Below are 16,044 nucleotides of genomic sequence, written 5' to 3' on the forward strand. Positions count from 1 at the left end.
GCTGCCAGCGGCGGTGCTTCGCTCAAGCCCCTCCGGTCGCTTCGGACGAACACCGTGGGAAACAGGAGCATGAGATGACGAACCAGGGACTGATGCAGGCGGCGGCGGAGGTCGCGCGCTCGGCGGGTGACGTCGCGCTCAAATTCTTCCGAGGAGGCATCGCGGTGGACACCAAGAGCGACGGCACACCCGTCACCGTGGCGGACCGCACCGCGGAGCAGACGGCACGCGAGTGGCTCGAGACGCGCTTCCCCGAGGACGGCATCCTCGGTGAGGAGTTCGGTGAGACACGCCCCGGCGCGAAGCGTCGCTGGATTCTCGACCCCATCGACGGCACCAAGACCTTCATCCGCGGAGTGCCGCTGTGGGGCACGCTCGTCGCACTGGCGGAAGGTGAGCGCATCCTCGTGGGGGCCGCGTACTTCCCCGCGGTGGGCGAGCTGCTCGTCGCCGCTCCTGGCGAAGGTTGCTTCTGGAACGGCCAGCGCGCCCGCGTCTCCGAGCAATCCGACCTCGCCCGCGCGGTGGTCCTCTCCACCGACGAGCGCTTCTCCCAGTTCCCCGAACGAGGCGAGGCCTGGCGCCGCTTCACACGTGACGCGGCCGTGTCACGCACCTGGGGCGACTGCTACGGCTATCTGCTCGTCGCCACGGGACGCGCGGAGGTGATGGTGGACGAGCTGCTCTCGCCCTGGGATGCGGCCGCGCTCCAGCCCATCATCGAGGAAGCCGGCGGTGTCTTCACCGACTGGACCGGAGAGCGCACCGCCTTCGGCGGCAACGGCATCGCCACCAATACGGCATTGGCCCGCATCACCCGTGAGCGCCTGGGCGCGCTGAGGAACGACTGATGCTGGACCTGGACACACTCGACTTCACCAAGGGCAACGGGCTCGTCACGGTGGTGACCCAGGACGCGGCCACGGGCGACGTGCTGATGGTCGCGCACGCGGACCGCGAGGCCCTGGAGCGCACGCTCGCCACCGGCGAGATGCACTACCGCTCCCGCTCGCGAGGCCTCTGGCACAAGGGCGCCACCAGCGGGAACACCCAACGCGTCGTCTCGCTGCGCGCGGACTGCGACAGAGACGCGGTGCTCGCCCGCGTCCACAAGGCCGGCCCCGCCTGTCACACCGGCGAGGAGACCTGCTTCGGCTCCGGTCGCTGGGATGCGCTCGCCGCGCTCGACGCCACGCTCACCGAGCGCGCTTCACACGCCCCGGCGCGAGACGAGAAGCCTGGCTACACGCGACGCCTGCTCGGCGACAGGAACCTGCGCCTCAAGAAGCTGGGAGAAGAGGCCGCGGAGCTGGTCACCGCCTGCGCGGACGCGGACGCGAGCCGCGCCGTGGAGGAGGCCGCCGACCTGCTCTACCACCTGCTCGTCGCCATCAAGCCCCTGGGGCTCTCGCTCGAGGACGTGAAGGCGGTGCTCGCTCGTCGCGCGGCACCCCAGGTCTCAAACGACACGAGATGAGGCCGTCACACTTCACGTGAAATCCACGCGGGGCTGTCCGGACATTCCACGTATCAGCCCCCGAATTCCGGACGTGTCAGCGTCGACCCAGCAGGATTTGTCCGTCACGGCTGCATCCTCACAGTCGCACTGCGACGAAGAGGTGCGCGCCCCCAGCAGTGACTCTCTTCAATGAAAGGAGTGTTCCTGCTACACATCCAGACGCGCGGCGCAGTGGAGAACGCCGGCCGGGCGCTTCGTGGCATCGAAACCGTCCGCCTCACCGGAGGCATCGTGAACGGCCCCACCACGTACAAGGCAGAGCTCATCGACCGAGTCATCTTCTCCCGCTGGCAGAATCCTCCGACCAAGGAGGACGTCGCGGCGATCCTGGCTCAGATGGAAGAGGCGGCGACGAGCCTCAACACGCGCCTCATCTACATCGGCTCCGTGAGCCCGAAGTCCAAGGTGCCCGACGCGAACGAGCGCACCATCCTCAACAACTTCCTGGTGGACGCTCGCAAGAAGTGTGTCGAGCAGGCGTGGCTCATCTACGAGGGCACGGACCTGCAGCACAACCTCCAGCGCGTCATCATCTCCGGCGTGCTCATCCTCACCCGCACCTTCGACAACTTCCTGTCGGTGGCGAAGTCGGGCGAGTCCATCGTCAAGGACGTGAGCACCGTCCTGAAGAAGGACGCGGCGCCCATCTTCCAGCTCGCCAAGGAGCGCGGCCTCGTCGCCTGAGGCCGCCCCGGCGCGAACTCACCGGGCGCCGAGTATCTCCAGCTCCGCGAGCTGGCCGTCCGCGCTCTCGGGGAACACGCTGACCGCGTCCACGTCCACCTGCGGCACGGTCAGCACGCAGCTCTCCCACGCGCCCGTGCCCTGGTAGCGGCACACCGTGGGATTCACAAACGAGAAACCTCCCTCCGGGTCCTCGAGCCCCACGCTCTTCGGGGTGCGCACGACGGCGCGCAGCGTGCCCGCGCCCTTCGCCCGGACGCGCACGCCCACCAGGTGCTTGAGCGTGGGCGCGTAGCCCGCGCGCAGCGCCCCATCCGCCGCCCAGCGTGAGGTCTTCGCCGCGTTGCTCACCGCGACGCGCGTGTTCTCGTCCCCGTCGAAGGCCTGGAAGCCGGGCTGGGCCCCGGTGAGCTGATCCGGCTTCACCGGCTCGGTCTCCACGCGCGGCGCGCTGACGAGCGTCCGGAGCGTGGGCACCTTGTCCCCCTGCTGGAGCGCCGCCGCGCGCAGCACGGACACGGGAAGGAGCCCGGCCCCCTGGCAGCGGGGGGCGAGACCCTCCAGCAGTGGGAGCACCGTCGCGGGCAGGGCGACCTCCGCCTGGGCGGCCGGGGCCAGCCCCAACCGGACGAGGGTGTCGCAGGCTCCCGCCGTGCCCGGCCCCGCGTGCTCCAGGTTCCACAGCAGCTCGGGGACCTCCGGCGCGCGGCCCACCGTGGCGTCCAGCAGGGCCTGACCCACGCGCTGCGCGCAGGGGTTCACCCGGCCCGGGCACTGCTCGCACAGCGTGGCCAGGAGGCCCCGCAGCGGAGTGTCCACTCCCTGGCTGAACGGGGCCCGGGCATTCAGGGCCGGCCCCAGCTCGCAGGCGCGCGCGGTGGGCTGGGCGCAGGCCTTCAGGCGCGCCCGGGCATCGTCCAGGATGCTGGGGACCTCGGGGGCGCGCAGGGCGGCGTCCAGGGCCCGCTCCAGGGCGAGACAGTCGGGCGAGCCGAGCGTGACGGGGGCGGCCGGGGAGGCGGCGGCCCGGGCGGGGGGGCGCTCGGGCGGGGCAGCGCTCGTCACATCCTGGTGCGTCACGCACCACAGACGGCCGAAGGCGATGAGCGCCACGAGCATCAGGAGGAGGGTTCTGAGCGGGAAACGGCGCACGAGCAATCTCCTTGATTCCAACCGGGAGCGGGGGTTATCAGCCCCACCGGGTTCCATCCGCAAATAATGACGGAGGCGTGCGTGGCTGAGACGTTCGACGTGGTGATCATCGGTTCGGGCCCTGGCGGCTACGTGGGCGCCATCCGCGCGGGGCAACTCGGGCTGAAGACGGCCATCATCGAGAAGGACAAGCGTCTGGGTGGCACGTGCCTCCACCGCGGGTGCATCCCCACCAAGTCCCTGCTGTGGACGGCGGAGCTGTTCCACCACGTCAAGGAGGCCGGGGACTTCGGCATCGACCTGTCGAGCCCGACGGTCAACTGGCCGAACGCGATGAAGCACAAGGACAAGGTCGTCACCAAGGGTGCCAACGGCATCGACTTCTTGATGAAGAAGAACAAGGTGACGGTCATCAAGGGCCACGGCCGCATCGCGGGCAAGGGCAAGGTGGAGGTCACCGCCGCCGACGGCACCAAGCAGGTGCTGGACGCCAAGAACGTCATCATCGCGACGGGCTCGGTCCCCAAGTCCCTGCCGAACGTGCCGGTGGACCACAAGCGCGTGCTCAACAGCGACTCCATCCTGCAGCTCGAGCGCATCCCCAAGAGCATCATCGTCCTGGGCGCGGGCGCGGTCGGCTGTGAGTTCGCGTCCATCTTCAACCACGTGGGCAGCAAGACGGCCATCGTGGAGTACCTGCCGGCGCTCTTGCCCATCGAGGACGCGGACATCTCCAAGGAGCTGGAGAAGATCTTCCGCCGCCGCGGCATCGACGTGCACACGGGCTCCGCGGTGGAGAAGGTGGAGCACACGGCGGACGGCGTGCGCGTCACGATGAAGGTCGGCAACGAGACCAAGACGCTGGAGGCGGAGATCCTCCTGTCGGCCGTGGGCCGCTCGCCGGTGACGGACGACGTGGGCCTGGACAAGACGTCCATCAAGACCGAGCGTGGCTACATCAAGGTCGACTCGATGCTGCGCACCAGCGAGCCCAACGTCTACGCGGTGGGCGACGTCATCCCCACCCCGATGCTGGCCCACATGGCCAGCGCCGAGTGCGTGGTCGCGGTGGAGCACATCGCGGGCAAGAACCCGCAGCCCATCAACTACGACCTCACCCCGTCCGCCACGTACTGCTACCCCGAGGTCGCCTCGGTGGGCCTGACGGAGAAGAAGGCCAAGGAGCGCGGCTACGACGTCAAGATCGGCAACGCCCCGTTCGGCGCGGTGACGAAGTCCGCCATCACCAACGAGTCCACGGGCCTCATCAAGATCGTCTCCGACAAGAAGTACGACGAGGTGCTGGGCATCCACATCATCGGTCCGCACGCCACGGAGCTGCTGGCCGAGGCCTGCGTCGCGCTGAAGCTGGAGATCACCACCGAGGAGCTGGCGGGCACCATCCACGCCCACCCGACGCTCTCGGAGATCGTCCACGAGGGCGCCGAGGCCACGCTGGGTCACCCGCGCCACTTCTAGTCGGCGAGGGTTGGAGGACGGGCACCCCTCACGGGTGCCCGCTGGGGCCGTCCCGGAGCGCGAGCTTCGAGGGCGGCCTCTCCATTTCCGGCGTCCTCCCGATGCCCAGGTCCAGCAGCTCCGCCAGGTCCAGCGCGTCCAGCAGCGCGTGCCCTCGCAGGTCGTTGTTGAAGTACACCCACGCGGTGTGGCCCGCGTCCCGCCAGCGCTTCAAGTCACGCGCCACGGGGCGCAGGGCCGCCTTGCCGTAGCGGCCCACGTACCGGGCCTCGGTGCCGTGGAAGCGCAGGTAGCGCAAGCCCCCGGTGGGGTGGGGAATCGGCTCGGGCAGCAGGTCGTGCTCGCAGAGCCCGGCGCGGTGCCGCTCCAGGACGTCCAGCACCTCCGGGTGGTACCAGGCCGCGTGACGGAACTCGACGACCTGGCGGATGCCGCGGGGCTGGTGGGCGAGGAAGCGGTCCAGCTTCTCCGGGTCCGCCCGCGTCATGTGGGGCGGGAGCTGCCAGAGGATGGGGCCCAGCTTGCGGCCCAGGCGCAGGACGGGGGCGTAGAAGCGCTCCAGGCCCTCGTCCACGTCGGTGAGGCGCTTGAGGTGGGTGAGGAAGCGGCTGCCCTTGCAGGCGAAGCGGAAGCGGCCGGGGACCTGGTCCCGCCACCGGTCCACGGCCTGGGGCGTGGGCAGGCGGTAGAAGGTCGCGTTGAGCTCCACCGTGGGGAAGACGCGCGCATACCAGGAGAGCCAGCGGCGGGCCGGCAGGCCGGTGGGGTAGAAGCGCTGCTTCCAGTCCTTGTAGACGTACCCGCTGGTGCCCAGGTGGATGGCGGCCATGGGCTTCAGGCTGGGCATCCGGGGGCCCCGGTGCTCGCCGACAGGGGGCTGCCCGGCCGGGGCGCGGGCATTAGTAGGGAGACGACGTGCGCGAAGGACCTGCGGGTGCTAACGCCTCGCGTTAGAGGCTTCCCGCTTGAACGTCTTCCGCCCAAACCATAGAAGGCCCGCGACCCATGGCGACTCCTGACCGGTTCCCTCTCCCCCAGGTGACAGAGACGACCCGCAAGCCGGACTGGCTGAAGGTACGCCTGCCTCACGGCGAGGGGTACGAGCGGGTCAAGGCCATCGTGAAGCGCACGAAGCTGGCCACCGTGTGCGAAGAGGCCCGCTGCCCGAACATCGCCGAGTGCTGGGGTGGTGGCACGGCCACGGTGATGCTGATGGGCGAGGTCTGCACGCGCGCGTGCCGCTTCTGCCACGTGAAGGTGGGCGCTCCGCCGCCGTTGGATCCGATGGAGCCCATCCACCTGGCCCAGGCCGTCAAGGAGATGGACCTGGAGTACATCGTCGTCACGTCGGTGAACCGGGATGACCGGCCCGACGGTGGCGCCAGCCACTTCGCCTCCGCGATTCGCGAGCTGCGCCGCGAGAGCCCGCGCACCATCGTCGAGGTGCTCATCCCCGACTTCAAGGGCGTGGAGAAGGACCTGGCCACGGTGGCCGAGGCCCGGCCGCACGTCGTCGCGCACAACGTGGAGACGGTGGAGCGGCTGACGCCGACGGTGCGGGACCGGCGCGCGAAGTACGCCCAGTCGCTGCGCGTGCTCGAGTACCTGAAGAACCGTCCCGAGGGCCTCTACACCAAGACGTCGGTCATGGTGGGCCTGGGCGAGACGGACGCCGAGCTGGAGCAGACCTTCAAGGATTTGCGCGGCGTGGGCGTGGACGTGCTCACGCTGGGACAGTACCTGCAGCCCTCGCAGTACCACCTGCGCGTGGAGCGCTTCGTCACTCCGGCGCAGTTCGAGTCGTACAAGAAGCTGGCCGAGTCCTACGGTTTCCTCTACGTGGCCTCGGGTCCGCTGGTTCGTTCCAGCTATCGCGCCGCCGAGTTCTTCATGAAGGGCCTGATGGAGCGCGAGCGCCTGGAGCGACTCGGCTGAGCGGGCCCGATTCGAGCCTTGACGCAACCCCCGTTCCTCTCGGAAAGACACCCCATGGCAACCTTCGAATTCAAGCTCCCCGACCTCGGTGAAGGCGTGATGGAGGGCGAGCTGGTCAAGTGGCACGTCAAGGCCGGCGACGTCGTCAAGGAAGACCAGGTGCTCGCCGAGGTGATGACGGACAAGGCCACCGTCACCGTCCCCAGCCCGAAGGCCGGCCGCGTCATCCAGACGCACGGCAAGGAAGGGGACATCGCGAAGGTGCACCACCCGCTGGTGACGATGGAGATCGAAGGCGCCGCGCCGGTCCAGGCCGCGGGCCACGGGGCTCCCGCTCCGGCGGCTTCGGCGGCGGCGCCCGCTCCGGCGGCTGCCGCGGCGTCGACGCAGGCGACGAAGGTGCTGGCCACGCCGGTGACGCGTCGGATGGCGCGTGAGCACGGGTTGGACCTGACGACCATCTCCGGCAGCGGTCCGCAGGGGCGGGTGACGAAGGCGGACGTGGTGGCGGCGCTGGAGGGTGGCGGCGAGCAGAAGAACGTGGTGGCGGCGGCGCCGGCCCAGGCGCGTCCCGCGGCGCCCTCCGTGTCGACGGGTCGCTCGGACGAGCGCGTGCCGCTGCGAGGCCTGCGCAAGAAGATCGCCGAGAAGATGGTGCGCTCGAAGTTCACGATGCCGCACTTCGCCTTCGTGGAGGAAGTGGACGCGACGGAGCTGGTGGCGCTGCGTGCGCGGCTCAACGCCCAGCTGGCGGCGGTGGGCGACAACACGAAGATCAACTACCTGCCGTTCATCATCAAGGCGACCATCGCCGCGCTGAAGCGCTTCCCGCACCTGAACGCCAACTTCGACGAGGCGGCGCAGGAGCTGGTGGTGCGCGGCGAGTACAACATCGGCATGGCGGTGGCGACGCCGGACGGCCTGACGGTGGCGGTGGTGAAGGACGCGGACCGGCTGACGCTGGCCGAGCTGGCGCGCGAGACGTCGCGGCTGGGTGTGGCGGCGCGCGAGCGCAAGCTGAAGATGGAGGAGCTGACGGGCGGCACCTTCACCATCACCTCGCTCGGGCAGACGGGCGGCCTGTTTGCCACGCCCATCATCAACCACCCCGAGGTGGGCATCATGGGCGTGCACAAGCTCAAGAAGCGCCCGGCCGTGGTGAAGGACCAGGTCGTGGTCCGCGACATGATGAACCTGTCGCTGTCGTGCGACCACCGCGTCATCGACGGCTCGGTGGCCGCGGACTTCGTGTACGAAGTCATCAAGTACCTCGAGAAGCCGGACATGCTGTTCCTGGCGATGACCTGAGGTCCCTGGATGCGGGCCCGGTGAGCGGAGGCTCCCGGGCCTCGTGTCCACGGTAGGGCGTCCCGTGGGGTTGCCAGGGGACGGACCGCCCGCTCGACGGAGGTCGGGCGGTGGTCCTCCAAGACGGTTAGGCTCTGTCGGTATGGCCGAGAACCCTCGCGAGCTGATCCGCGCCGCGCAGTCCGCCGAGCTGAGCGGTGACGCGCCTCGTGCGGTGGAGCTGTTGTTCCAGGCCGCGACGCTCTTCCAGCGCGCGGGGAACGCACCTCGGGCGCTCCAGTTGCTGCGCCATGCGCGCCGACTGGATGCGCGCCGCGCGGACATCGCCGACGAGGTGGCGCGACTCGAGCGGATGTCGGCGATGGACGCTGACGAGCCTGCCCCTCCAGCGCCCTTGATGATGGGAGGCGAGGAGGGTGTCTCGTCATTGGAGCTGGCGTTGAGGCAGCGCCTCATCGAAGCCGCGCTGCGCGAGGAGGAGGCGCCTGGGCTCGCGCAAGCACCTGCCGAAGTCACCGCGTGGGTGTTGGACGCAGAGGTGAGTGAAGACCTGCAGCGCCTGGAGGCCCAGCTGTCGCGTGGGAGCGACTCGTACGAGGCCGAGGCGTCGCGAGATGACGCGCTCGCTCCGACGGACGAAAGCACAGGAGCGTCTCCGGGAAGGGCCGGGCCGCCTCGACAGGGGTGGGTCGCTGATCCGCACGACAGCATTGGCGCTGGTGTGACGTCGCGCGTGACAGCCGGAGCTTCGCCATGCTCGCGATCAGCCGACGATGGGGGAGGGGAATCTCCCGAGCAGGGAGGACTCGCGCCGCGAGGCCGGAGCAGGGTCGGGGCCGACAGCGAGCGCTCTGGCTCGACGCGTGGCCAGTCGTCGGGCGTGACAGCCGGAGTGCCGGCGCGGGACTGGGAACTGGACGCTGACGACAGTGCGAGTTCCGGCGAGGCCTCGAGCGTGACAGCCCGAGCGTCGCCAGACTTCCGATTCATGGCCCGGAGCGCAGGTGCGCGAAGTCGAGCACGAAGCTTCGGTGGCGATCGACTCATGGGTGGCGCTGGCTCTGACGATGCGTCCTGGAGTCCAGGGCTGCTCGATGCGTGGGATGGCCCGGTGGCTGGCGTGTCCGGAGCCGATGACACGTCGGGCGCGGTGGGGTCGAGCTGCGCATCCGAGGTCGAGGATGAGACCTGGCTTCTGGGGGACCAGGGCGAGTTCGTGAGCGCCGAGGCGAGCCAGCCCCACCTCTTGGGTGTGACGGGAACCCGTCCGTTCGGAGCGCCGCTGCGCGAGTCGTCTGACGAATTCGAAGGCGGTGAGGATGACGTCGCGCGCGAGCCTCACGACGTGGAGGACACGCCACCCCAGCGTCGACGCAAGCCGCGCATCATCGAGCGTGGCCCCACCCGCGCGGACGTGACGCTGGACGCGTGGTGCTCGTTCTGTTGCCGACCTCGCGTGGAGATTGGTGAGCTTGTCGCGGGACCGGCGGGCGCGTTCATCTGCAAGGCCTGCCTCACGGCCTCATCATCCCTGTTCGGTGACTCGGTGAGCCCGGTGTCGCTCCCGGCCCGTCCTCGCGTCGAGACGCCGACTCCGAGCGCGCCGGACTTCATCGGGCAGCCGGAGGCGCGGAGTGCGCTCATCGATGCACTCCGCACGGGCGTCCGCTGCGTGCTGCTCATCGGTGCGGAGGGCTGTGGGAAGAGCACCTTGCTCCAGATGCTCCAGCGAGAAGGGCAGGGCGCTCTCACCACGGTCGACGCGCTCACGGCGGCTCCATCCTCCACGCCGCTGTTCATCGAGGACGTGGACCAGCTGACCACGGAACAGCAGCTCACACTCAGCGCCTTCCTGGGTCGGGCCTCGAGGCCCACGGTGGTGCTCAGCGCGCGGGGCAAGTCACCCACGTCGAGCAAGCTCGCGCTGCGTGGAAATGGCCTCCGCCTCAACGTCCCCACCACGGACGCCCTGTCGCGTGCCGTGAGCGGCACCGTCACAGTGAGCATCCTGGAGCACGTTCAGCGCCTCGTGTCCCTGCGTCCGCCCACCTCCGCCGAATACAGGGACATGGCCCGGGCCCACCTCGCCGCGCGCGAGCACACGACGACGGTGTCCGAGAAGGCCCTCTTCGTGCTCGTGGCGGAGGCCGCGCGTTCCCCGCGCGCGGGCCATGAGCTCCGGGCGCTCCTCCAGCGCATCCCCCCAGGCACCTGGGACCTCGACAAAGTCACGAAGCCAGCCCCTGCTCGCAAGGGGCGGCGCAAGAAGGGAACGTCGTGAACACCATCACCGTCTACCGGCTCGGCCGGGTGGAGTACGAGGACGGCCTCGAGCTCATGCGCCTGTTCGGCGACGCGCGTCGCGAGGGGCTCTGCTCGGACGCACTGCTCCTCCTGGAGCACCCGCCCGTGCTGACCCTCGGCCGAGGCGCGAAGCGCGAGAACATCACCGCCTCCGACGCGAGCCTCTCCGCCGAGGGCGTCCAGGTCTTCGAGACCAATCGCGGCGGCGACGTCACCTACCACGGCCCCGGGCAGATCGTCGGCTACCCCATCTTCCTGCTCCCCGAGTCGCGCCGTGACGTGCGTCGCTACGTGCGCGACGTGGAGCGCTCCATCATGCAGGTGCTGTCCGAGTGGGGCATCACCGCCGGCCCCATCCCCAAGTGGCCCGGTGTGTGGATTGGCGAGGAGGGCGCCCCGGACGCGCGGAAGATCGCCGCCATCGGCGTCCACATCTCCCGCTGGCTCACCACGCACGGCTTCGCGCTCAACGTGAACACGAAGATGGAGCACTTCCGCTTCATCGTCCCGTGCGGCATCCGCGAGGCCGGCGTCACGTCCATGCAGCGCGAGCGTGGCAACGCCATCCCCGTGCCCGACGTGGAAGAGGCCCTGGCTCGCAGCTTCTGCGCCGTGTTCGACAGCGAGCGCGTCGATGCGCCGCCGCCCATGTCCACCGTCAGCGTCGCCGTGGTGCGCGGACATTGCCCCGAGGCCCGCGTCCTGCTCGTGCGCCGCCGCCCCGAGCGCGGAGGCTTCTGGCAGATCCTCACGGGCCGCGTGGAGCCCGGTGAATCACCCGCCCAGGCCGCCGCCCGCGAGCTCGAGGAGGAGACCGGACTGCGCCTTGCTCCCGAGGACCTCCACTACCAGCACGCCTTCGCCATCGGCGAGACGCTGCCCCCCGTGCTCGCGCGGGAGAACGGCTTCGCCGTCCAGGCCCCTCCGGACGCGGAGGTCCGCCTGGGCCCGGAGCACGACACCTTCGAGTGGGTGGACGTGCCCACCGCCCTGGAGCGCCTGCCCTTCGTGGGATTGCGCGAGACGGTGAAGCGCGCGGTGGCCCGCCAGCGCGGCGGCGCCTGAGCTACAGCGAGAGGACCATCGCCTCCTTGGCGGCGATGGCCTCCGGGCGGTGCTTGCGCACCTGACGCAGCAGCTTGTCCATGGCCACGTCGTCGCGGGACGGGTCGTGGTGGAAGAGCACCAGCGTCTTGACCTCGGCCGCGTCCGCGGCGGCCACGGCGGCCTGCCACGTCGAGTGGCCCCAGCCCGTGCGCGCCGGCCCACTGCGGCCGTGGTACTCGTCCTCCGTGTACATGGAGTCGTAGATGAACAGGTCCGCGCCGCGCGCGAACTCGAACATCGCCGCGTCCAGCTCGCTGCCGTGCTCCACGTCCGTCGCGTACACCACGGACCTGTCGCCGCACTCCACGCGGTAGCCCAGGTTGCCGCCCGGGTGGTTCAGCTCCAGCCACCGCACCTTCGCGGGGCCCACCCGCAGCGTGTCCCCGGGCGCCAGGTCCCGATACGTCAGCTTCGCGCGGAACGTGCCCTCGGCCGTCACCGGGAAGTAGGGCTGCACCATCTGCCCGCTGAGCAGCTCGCGCGTGCTGCGCCCGTTGCGCGCGGGCCCGTTCACCGTCAGCTCGCTCGTCGGGATGAAGATGGGCGCGAAGAAGGGGAGCCCCTGCAGGTGGTCGTAGTGGTAGTGCGAGATGAAGATGTTGCCGCGCACCGGCGACGTGCCCGACGCCAGCAGCGCGTCACCCAGCGCTCGCGCCCCGGAGCCCAGATCGAAGATCAGCAGCTCGTCCCCGCACCGCACCTCCACGCACGGCGTGTTGCCCCCGTAGCGCTTCGTCTGCGGACCCGGGGCGGGGATGGAACCGCGCACACCCCAGAAGCGCACCTCGAACGGCACGCGCGCCTGATTGCGCACGGCGGTGTCGCGCCGCCGCGCGGGCGTCTTCTCAGCCGGCCTTGGCTTCCGTGTCGTCGTCCTCGGCGAAGAGCTCAATCAGGTGCCCCGTACGCTCGCGCTTCGTCCTCAGGTAGTCGACGTTATGCGGATTGTGCTCGGTCCGGGAAGGGATTCGACGCAGGACCGGAATCCCTTCCTCCACCATCCCGGCGATCTTCAGCGGGTTGTTGGTGATGAGGTCCACCGAGCGTACGTCCAGCGAGCGCAGCATCTCCGCGGCGATGTCGTAGCTGCGCAGGTCGTCCGCGAAGCCCAGCTGCCGGTTCGCCTCGTACGTGTCCAGCCCCTTGGCCTGCAGCGCGTACGCCTTGATCTTGTTCCCCAGGCCGATGCCCCGGCCCTCCTGCCGCAGGTAGAGCACCACGCCCAGGCCCTGCTGGGTGATGAAGTCCAGCGCCCGGTCCAGCTGCTCGCGGCAGTCGCACTTGAGGCTGCCGAAGACCTCGCTCGTCAGGCACTCGGAGTGGATGCGCACCGGCACCCCCTCCACGCCCGACACACTCCCCGCCACGAGCGCCACGTGCTCGCGGCCGTTGCGCTTGTCCCGGAAGACGATGGTCCTCAGCGGTCCACGCCCCGTGGGGACGTCCGCCTCCGAGAAGCGCTCCAGATGCTGGGTGGGCTTTCGGGTCGGAAGGACCTGGGGTGAGCGAGTATCCGACATGGTGTTCTGTTCTCCGGCTGCGAGGCTCCCTGTTTGGTGCCCCACGGAACGCAAGTCAAGGCGGACTCACCAACGGAGCCCACCTGGAATCGCGGAAAGGATGCGTGACGGACGCCTTCGGTTTCTCAAGCCCCCCAGGAGACCGGTAGCAACTCCACACCGTCCCCATGAGACAAGCTGCTGGCCTCCCGGGGGAAGTGCAGCAGGTGCGTCGCGGAGGCCGCGGAGCGCAGCGCTCCGGACGTCTGGGTGGACAACGGCCGTGCCCACAAGCTTCCTTCCCGCCAGGTGGCCGTCACCCGGACGAAATGCGCCAGCCCCGGGCTCTTGGCCAGGCGGCCGTCCAACCGCCCGGACACCCGGATGGGGGCCACGTCCGAGTGCCCCAGCAGGCGGCGCAGCGCCGGCCGGACGAACAGCTCGAACGTCACCAGGGACGAGGTGGGGTTGCCGGGCAGGCCGAAGAACAGCGTGCTGCCGCGCTTGCCCACCACCAGCGGCTTGCCGGGCTTGATGGCCACGCGCCACAGGTGCTGTTCCACGCCCAGGGCCGCCAGGACCTCCTTCACGTAGTCCCGCTCGCCCACGGACACGCCCGCGCTGGTGAGCACCACGTCGAAGCCGTGGGCGCGCGACAGGAACTCGCTCACCGAGTCCCGCGTGTCCTGCGCGATGCCCAGCAGGGACGGCAGTCCGCCCGCGCGGCGCACCGCCAGCGCCAGGGACGGGGCGTTGGTGTCGACGATGCGGCCCTTGGGGGGCTCGTCGGCCCGGCACAGCTCGTCCCCGGTGGAGAGGATGGCCACCCGGGGCGCGCGGGGGACGGGGATGGACAGCTGGCCCTGGCCCCACAACAGCCCCAGCTCGGGGATGCCCAGGGGCGTGCCCCGGGCCAGCAGCAGCGCCCCCTCGTGGGCGTCCTCGCCCCGCGGCCGCACGAACTGGCCGGACTCCACCGCCTCCAGGATGTCCACCTGATCCGCGCCGCCGTTGGGGACGGGGCGGGCGCGCTCGCGCATCACCACCGCGTCCGCGCCGTCGGGCAGGGGGGCGCCGGTCATGATCCGCACGCAGGTGCCCGGGCGGACCTCGTGCCGGGGCGTGGCGCCCGCGTAGACCGTCTCCAACACGGGCAGTCTCACCGGCAAGGGCCCCGTGAGGTCGGAGGCGCGCACCGCGTAGCCGTCCATGGCCGAGTTGTCCCAGGGGGGCAGGGTGCGCTGGGCCATCACGTCCTCCGCCAGCGTCCGGCCCAGGCCCTCGTCCAGGGACACCCACTCCGTGGCCAGGGGGGGGACCAGGGCCAGCACCCGGGCCCGGGCCTCGTCCTCCGGCAGCAGTGTCGCGGCGTCGTTCATGCGCGTGTTCTCCAGGGCTGTTCGCACCCAAAGTCCGAGAGAAAATCAAGTGTTAGTTTGACAGCCCTGCTGATCATCGTTACAAGCTCCAATCATCGCGAAGCCTGCCAGTCCTCCTGGGGGTGGCTTGGCAACCCGTTGAAAGTACACGGGAACTCTCAAGGAGACAGCGTCGATGGCCAAGCCCAAGTCCGGGGCCAAGAAGGCGACTCCCGCTGGAAAGACTGGCGCGAAGCCCGCCGCGAAGAAGGATAAATCCGCCCGGCTGGATCTGATCAAGAACGCGTCCAAGCGCGTCGCCACCTCGACGACGAAGGCGGTCAAGGCCGTCGCGGAGACGGTGGCCAAGGGCGCGAAGTCCGCGGCGAAGAAGGTGGCCGCGGAGGTCGCCCCCGAGAAGGGCAAGGCCGCCGAGAAGGCGGAGAAGGTCGACAAGACCGAGAAGGCCGCCGCGACCAAGAAGTCCGCCGCCAAGCCCGCTCCCGCCGCCAAGTCCGCCACGGCCAAGGCTCCGGCCGCCCCCGCGGCGAAGGCGCCCGCTGGCAAGGCCGCTGGCGGCAAGGCGGGCTCCAAGGCCTCCGCGCCCGTCATCCCCGCCGTGGAGAAGCCCCGTCCCCGCGCCACCAAGCTGCCGCCTCCGGGCGAGCCGCTCACCAAGCGCGAGATGGAGCAGCTGCTCACCGCCGGTGAGGGCCGCGGCGTGACGGGCGAGGGCAGCCTCAAGGGCCGCCTGGTCGTCCTCAACGAGATGCCCAACCTGGTGGTGGTGGGACGCGACAAGCGAGAGCTCACCTTCCTGCTCCAGGGGCCGGACCAGGAGGTCCTGCCGGCGTACGTGAACCACAAGGTCTCCGTCAGCGGGTTGATCCGCAAGACGACCAACCACGGCGGCGTGGTGGACGTGCGCAAGTACTCCGCCAAGAAGCCGGAGGCCGAGGTGGTGGAGGCGCCCCCGGCGGACACCGAGCCCCGGCTGCGCTACCTGTCGCCCGGCGAGGTCTCCATGGTGACGGCGGCCGGCATGGGCGCGGGCATCAAGGGCTTCGCGGCGGTGCGCGGCAACCTCGAGATGACGGGCGAGGAGTTCGTGCTCGTCGTGTCCAACGGCGGCACCCGTCAGCAGGTCTCGTTCCTCATCGAGGGCAAGGCCGCGGTGAAGGGGCTGCGCAAGTTCGTGGGCCACACGCTGCAGGTCATGGGCGTGGTGGACAAGACGTCCGGTTGGGGCGGCCGCATCGGCGCGGAGAACGTGGAGCCCCGTCCGTCCGAGGCGCGCGCGGTCTCTCGCGACGAGATGGAGCTGGTCCACATCGAGGGCGAGGTGCCCACGAGCGTGGACGTGAAGCTCAACCACGGCCTCACCGTGCGCCTGCCCGAGCAGCCGGGCTTCACCTGGGCCATCGAGCCCACCGCCGCCAAGCGCGTGGGTCTGCGCGAGGCCAACTTCGAGCCGGGCCTCAATGGGGGACCGGCCACCCGAGAGTTCTTCTTCACCCCCCGCAACCCGGGGACATCCGAGGTGGAGTTCTTCCTGGCCAAGGCGCTCGCGCCGGGCCTGGTGGACCGCTCCTTCAAGATCAACGTCACGGTCAAGCCCTGAACGTCGCTTCCCGGAGGAGGACTCCGGGAAGCAGTCGGTCGCCGGGGGGTTCCCGCCCGGCCGCTTCGGGCTTACCCG

The 16,044-nt window shown here is 70.1% G+C and carries 14 protein-coding genes; 9 read left to right on the forward strand and 5 right to left on the reverse strand.

Annotated features, from left to right (window positions below; genetic code table 11):
• Positions 1-74 precede the first annotated feature (74 nt).
• From hisN to K8625_RS35230, 3 genes are all read left to right on the forward strand, one after another.
• Positions 75-851, forward strand: coding sequence for a histidinol-phosphatase (gene hisN / locus K8625_RS35220; protein ID WP_223785154.1), 777 nt, complete (start codon positions 75-77; stop codon positions 849-851).
• Positions 851-1,477, forward strand: coding sequence for a bifunctional phosphoribosyl-AMP cyclohydrolase/phosphoribosyl-ATP diphosphatase HisIE (hisIE, locus tag K8625_RS35225; protein WP_223785155.1), 627 nt, complete (start codon positions 851-853; stop codon positions 1,475-1,477). Before hisN ends, hisIE begins: the two co-directional genes overlap by 1 nt.
• Before the next feature lie 171 nt (positions 1,478-1,648).
• Entirely contained in the window at positions 1,649-2,203 is a 555-nt protein-coding gene (locus K8625_RS35230; RefSeq protein WP_223747628.1) for a DofB protein, read from the forward strand.
• A gap of 18 nt (positions 2,204-2,221) precedes the next feature.
• On the opposite strand, the gene K8625_RS35235 is transcribed toward K8625_RS35230, so the two are convergent.
• Positions 2,222-3,355 carry a hypothetical protein gene (locus K8625_RS35235; protein WP_223785156.1) on the reverse strand — a complete coding sequence of 378 codons (1,134 nt, stop codon included), beginning with the start codon at positions 3,353-3,355 and terminating at the stop codon, positions 2,222-2,224.
• An 81-nt stretch (positions 3,356-3,436) separates the two neighbouring features.
• Here K8625_RS35235 and lpdA point away from each other — a divergent pair, with 81 nt between their 5' ends.
• Entirely contained in the window at positions 3,437-4,834 is a 1,398-nt protein-coding gene (gene lpdA, locus K8625_RS35240) for a dihydrolipoyl dehydrogenase (protein WP_223747630.1), read from the forward strand.
• Between the two features lie 28 nt (positions 4,835-4,862).
• Here lpdA and K8625_RS35245 read toward each other — a convergent pair whose 3' ends face one another.
• Positions 4,863-5,681, reverse strand: a complete 819-nt coding sequence (locus K8625_RS35245; protein ID WP_223785157.1) for a DUF72 domain-containing protein — start codon at positions 5,679-5,681, stop codon at positions 4,863-4,865.
• Positions 5,682-5,839: 158 nt separating this feature from the next.
• On the opposite strand from K8625_RS35245, the gene lipA reads away from it, so the two are divergent.
• The 4 genes from lipA (at position 5,840) to lipB (ending at position 11,446) form a co-directional block, all read left to right on the forward strand.
• Complete coding sequence (gene lipA / locus K8625_RS35250) at positions 5,840-6,769, forward strand: lipoyl synthase (protein WP_223747632.1); 930 nt, start codon at positions 5,840-5,842, stop codon at positions 6,767-6,769.
• 54 nt (positions 6,770-6,823) lie between these two features.
• Positions 6,824-8,077, forward strand: a complete 1,254-nt coding sequence (locus K8625_RS35255) for a dihydrolipoamide acetyltransferase family protein (RefSeq protein WP_223785158.1) — start codon at positions 6,824-6,826, stop codon at positions 8,075-8,077.
• Positions 8,078-9,197: 1,120 nt separating this feature from the next.
• A complete protein-coding gene (locus K8625_RS35260) occupies positions 9,198-10,358 on the forward strand; it encodes a ClpX C4-type zinc finger protein (protein ID WP_223785159.1) in 1,161 nt (386 codons plus the stop codon).
• A complete protein-coding gene (lipB, locus tag K8625_RS35265; RefSeq protein WP_223785160.1) occupies positions 10,355-11,446 on the forward strand; it encodes a lipoyl(octanoyl) transferase LipB in 1,092 nt (363 codons plus the stop codon). Before K8625_RS35260 ends, lipB begins: the two co-directional genes overlap by 4 nt.
• Before the next feature lies 1 nt (position 11,447).
• Here lipB and K8625_RS35270 read toward each other — a convergent pair whose 3' ends face one another.
• The 3 genes from K8625_RS35270 to glp all read right to left on the reverse strand — a co-directional run bounded on the left by K8625_RS35270 (position 11,448) and on the right by glp (position 14,366).
• Positions 11,448-12,284 carry an MBL fold metallo-hydrolase gene (locus tag K8625_RS35270; protein WP_223747739.1) on the reverse strand — a complete coding sequence of 279 codons (837 nt, stop codon included), beginning with the start codon at positions 12,282-12,284 and terminating at the stop codon, positions 11,448-11,450.
• A gap of 49 nt (positions 12,285-12,333) precedes the next feature.
• Positions 12,334-13,008: a GTP cyclohydrolase II gene (ribA, locus tag K8625_RS35275; protein ID WP_141325957.1), complete on the reverse strand. Its 675-nt coding sequence runs from the start codon at positions 13,006-13,008 to the stop codon at positions 12,334-12,336.
• Between the two features lie 125 nt (positions 13,009-13,133).
• Positions 13,134-14,366 carry a gephyrin-like molybdotransferase Glp gene (gene glp / locus K8625_RS35280; RefSeq protein ID WP_223747636.1) on the reverse strand — a complete coding sequence of 411 codons (1,233 nt, stop codon included), beginning with the start codon at positions 14,364-14,366 and terminating at the stop codon, positions 13,134-13,136.
• 175 nt (positions 14,367-14,541) lie between these two features.
• On the opposite strand from glp, the gene K8625_RS35285 reads away from it, so the two are divergent.
• Positions 14,542-15,966: a protease inhibitor I42 family protein gene (locus K8625_RS35285; protein ID WP_223747637.1), complete on the forward strand. Its 1,425-nt coding sequence runs from the start codon at positions 14,542-14,544 to the stop codon at positions 15,964-15,966.
• Positions 15,967-16,044 lie beyond the last annotated feature (78 nt).

The sequence above is a fragment of the Myxococcus sp. AS-1-15 genome, assembly GCF_020037055.1.
Taxonomy (GTDB): Bacteria; Myxococcota; Myxococcia; order Myxococcales; family Myxococcaceae; genus Myxococcus; species Myxococcus fulvus.

What these genes read in the sequence shown, in the direction of transcription:
- K8625_RS35285 (WP_223747637.1), top strand. Translation starts at nt 14,542, where the DNA reads ATGGCCAAGCCCAAGTCCGGGGCCAAGAAGGCGACTCCCGCTGGAAAG.
- K8625_RS35245 (WP_223785157.1), bottom strand. Translation starts at nt 5,681, where the DNA reads ATGCCCAGCCTGAAGCCCATGGCCGCCATCCACCTGGGCACCAGCGGG.
- hisN (WP_223785154.1), top strand. Translation starts at nt 75, where the DNA reads ATGACGAACCAGGGACTGATGCAGGCGGCGGCGGAGGTCGCGCGCTCG.
- hisIE (WP_223785155.1), top strand. Translation starts at nt 851, where the DNA reads ATGCTGGACCTGGACACACTCGACTTCACCAAGGGCAACGGGCTCGTC.
- K8625_RS35255 (WP_223785158.1), top strand. Translation starts at nt 6,824, where the DNA reads ATGGCAACCTTCGAATTCAAGCTCCCCGACCTCGGTGAAGGCGTGATG.
- ribA (WP_141325957.1), bottom strand. Translation starts at nt 13,008, where the DNA reads ATGTCGGATACTCGCTCACCCCAGGTCCTTCCGACCCGAAAGCCCACC.
- lipA (WP_223747632.1), top strand. Translation starts at nt 5,840, where the DNA reads ATGGCGACTCCTGACCGGTTCCCTCTCCCCCAGGTGACAGAGACGACC.
- glp (WP_223747636.1), bottom strand. Translation starts at nt 14,366, where the DNA reads ATGAACGACGCCGCGACACTGCTGCCGGAGGACGAGGCCCGGGCCCGG.
- K8625_RS35230 (WP_223747628.1), top strand. Translation starts at nt 1,649, where the DNA reads ATGAAAGGAGTGTTCCTGCTACACATCCAGACGCGCGGCGCAGTGGAG.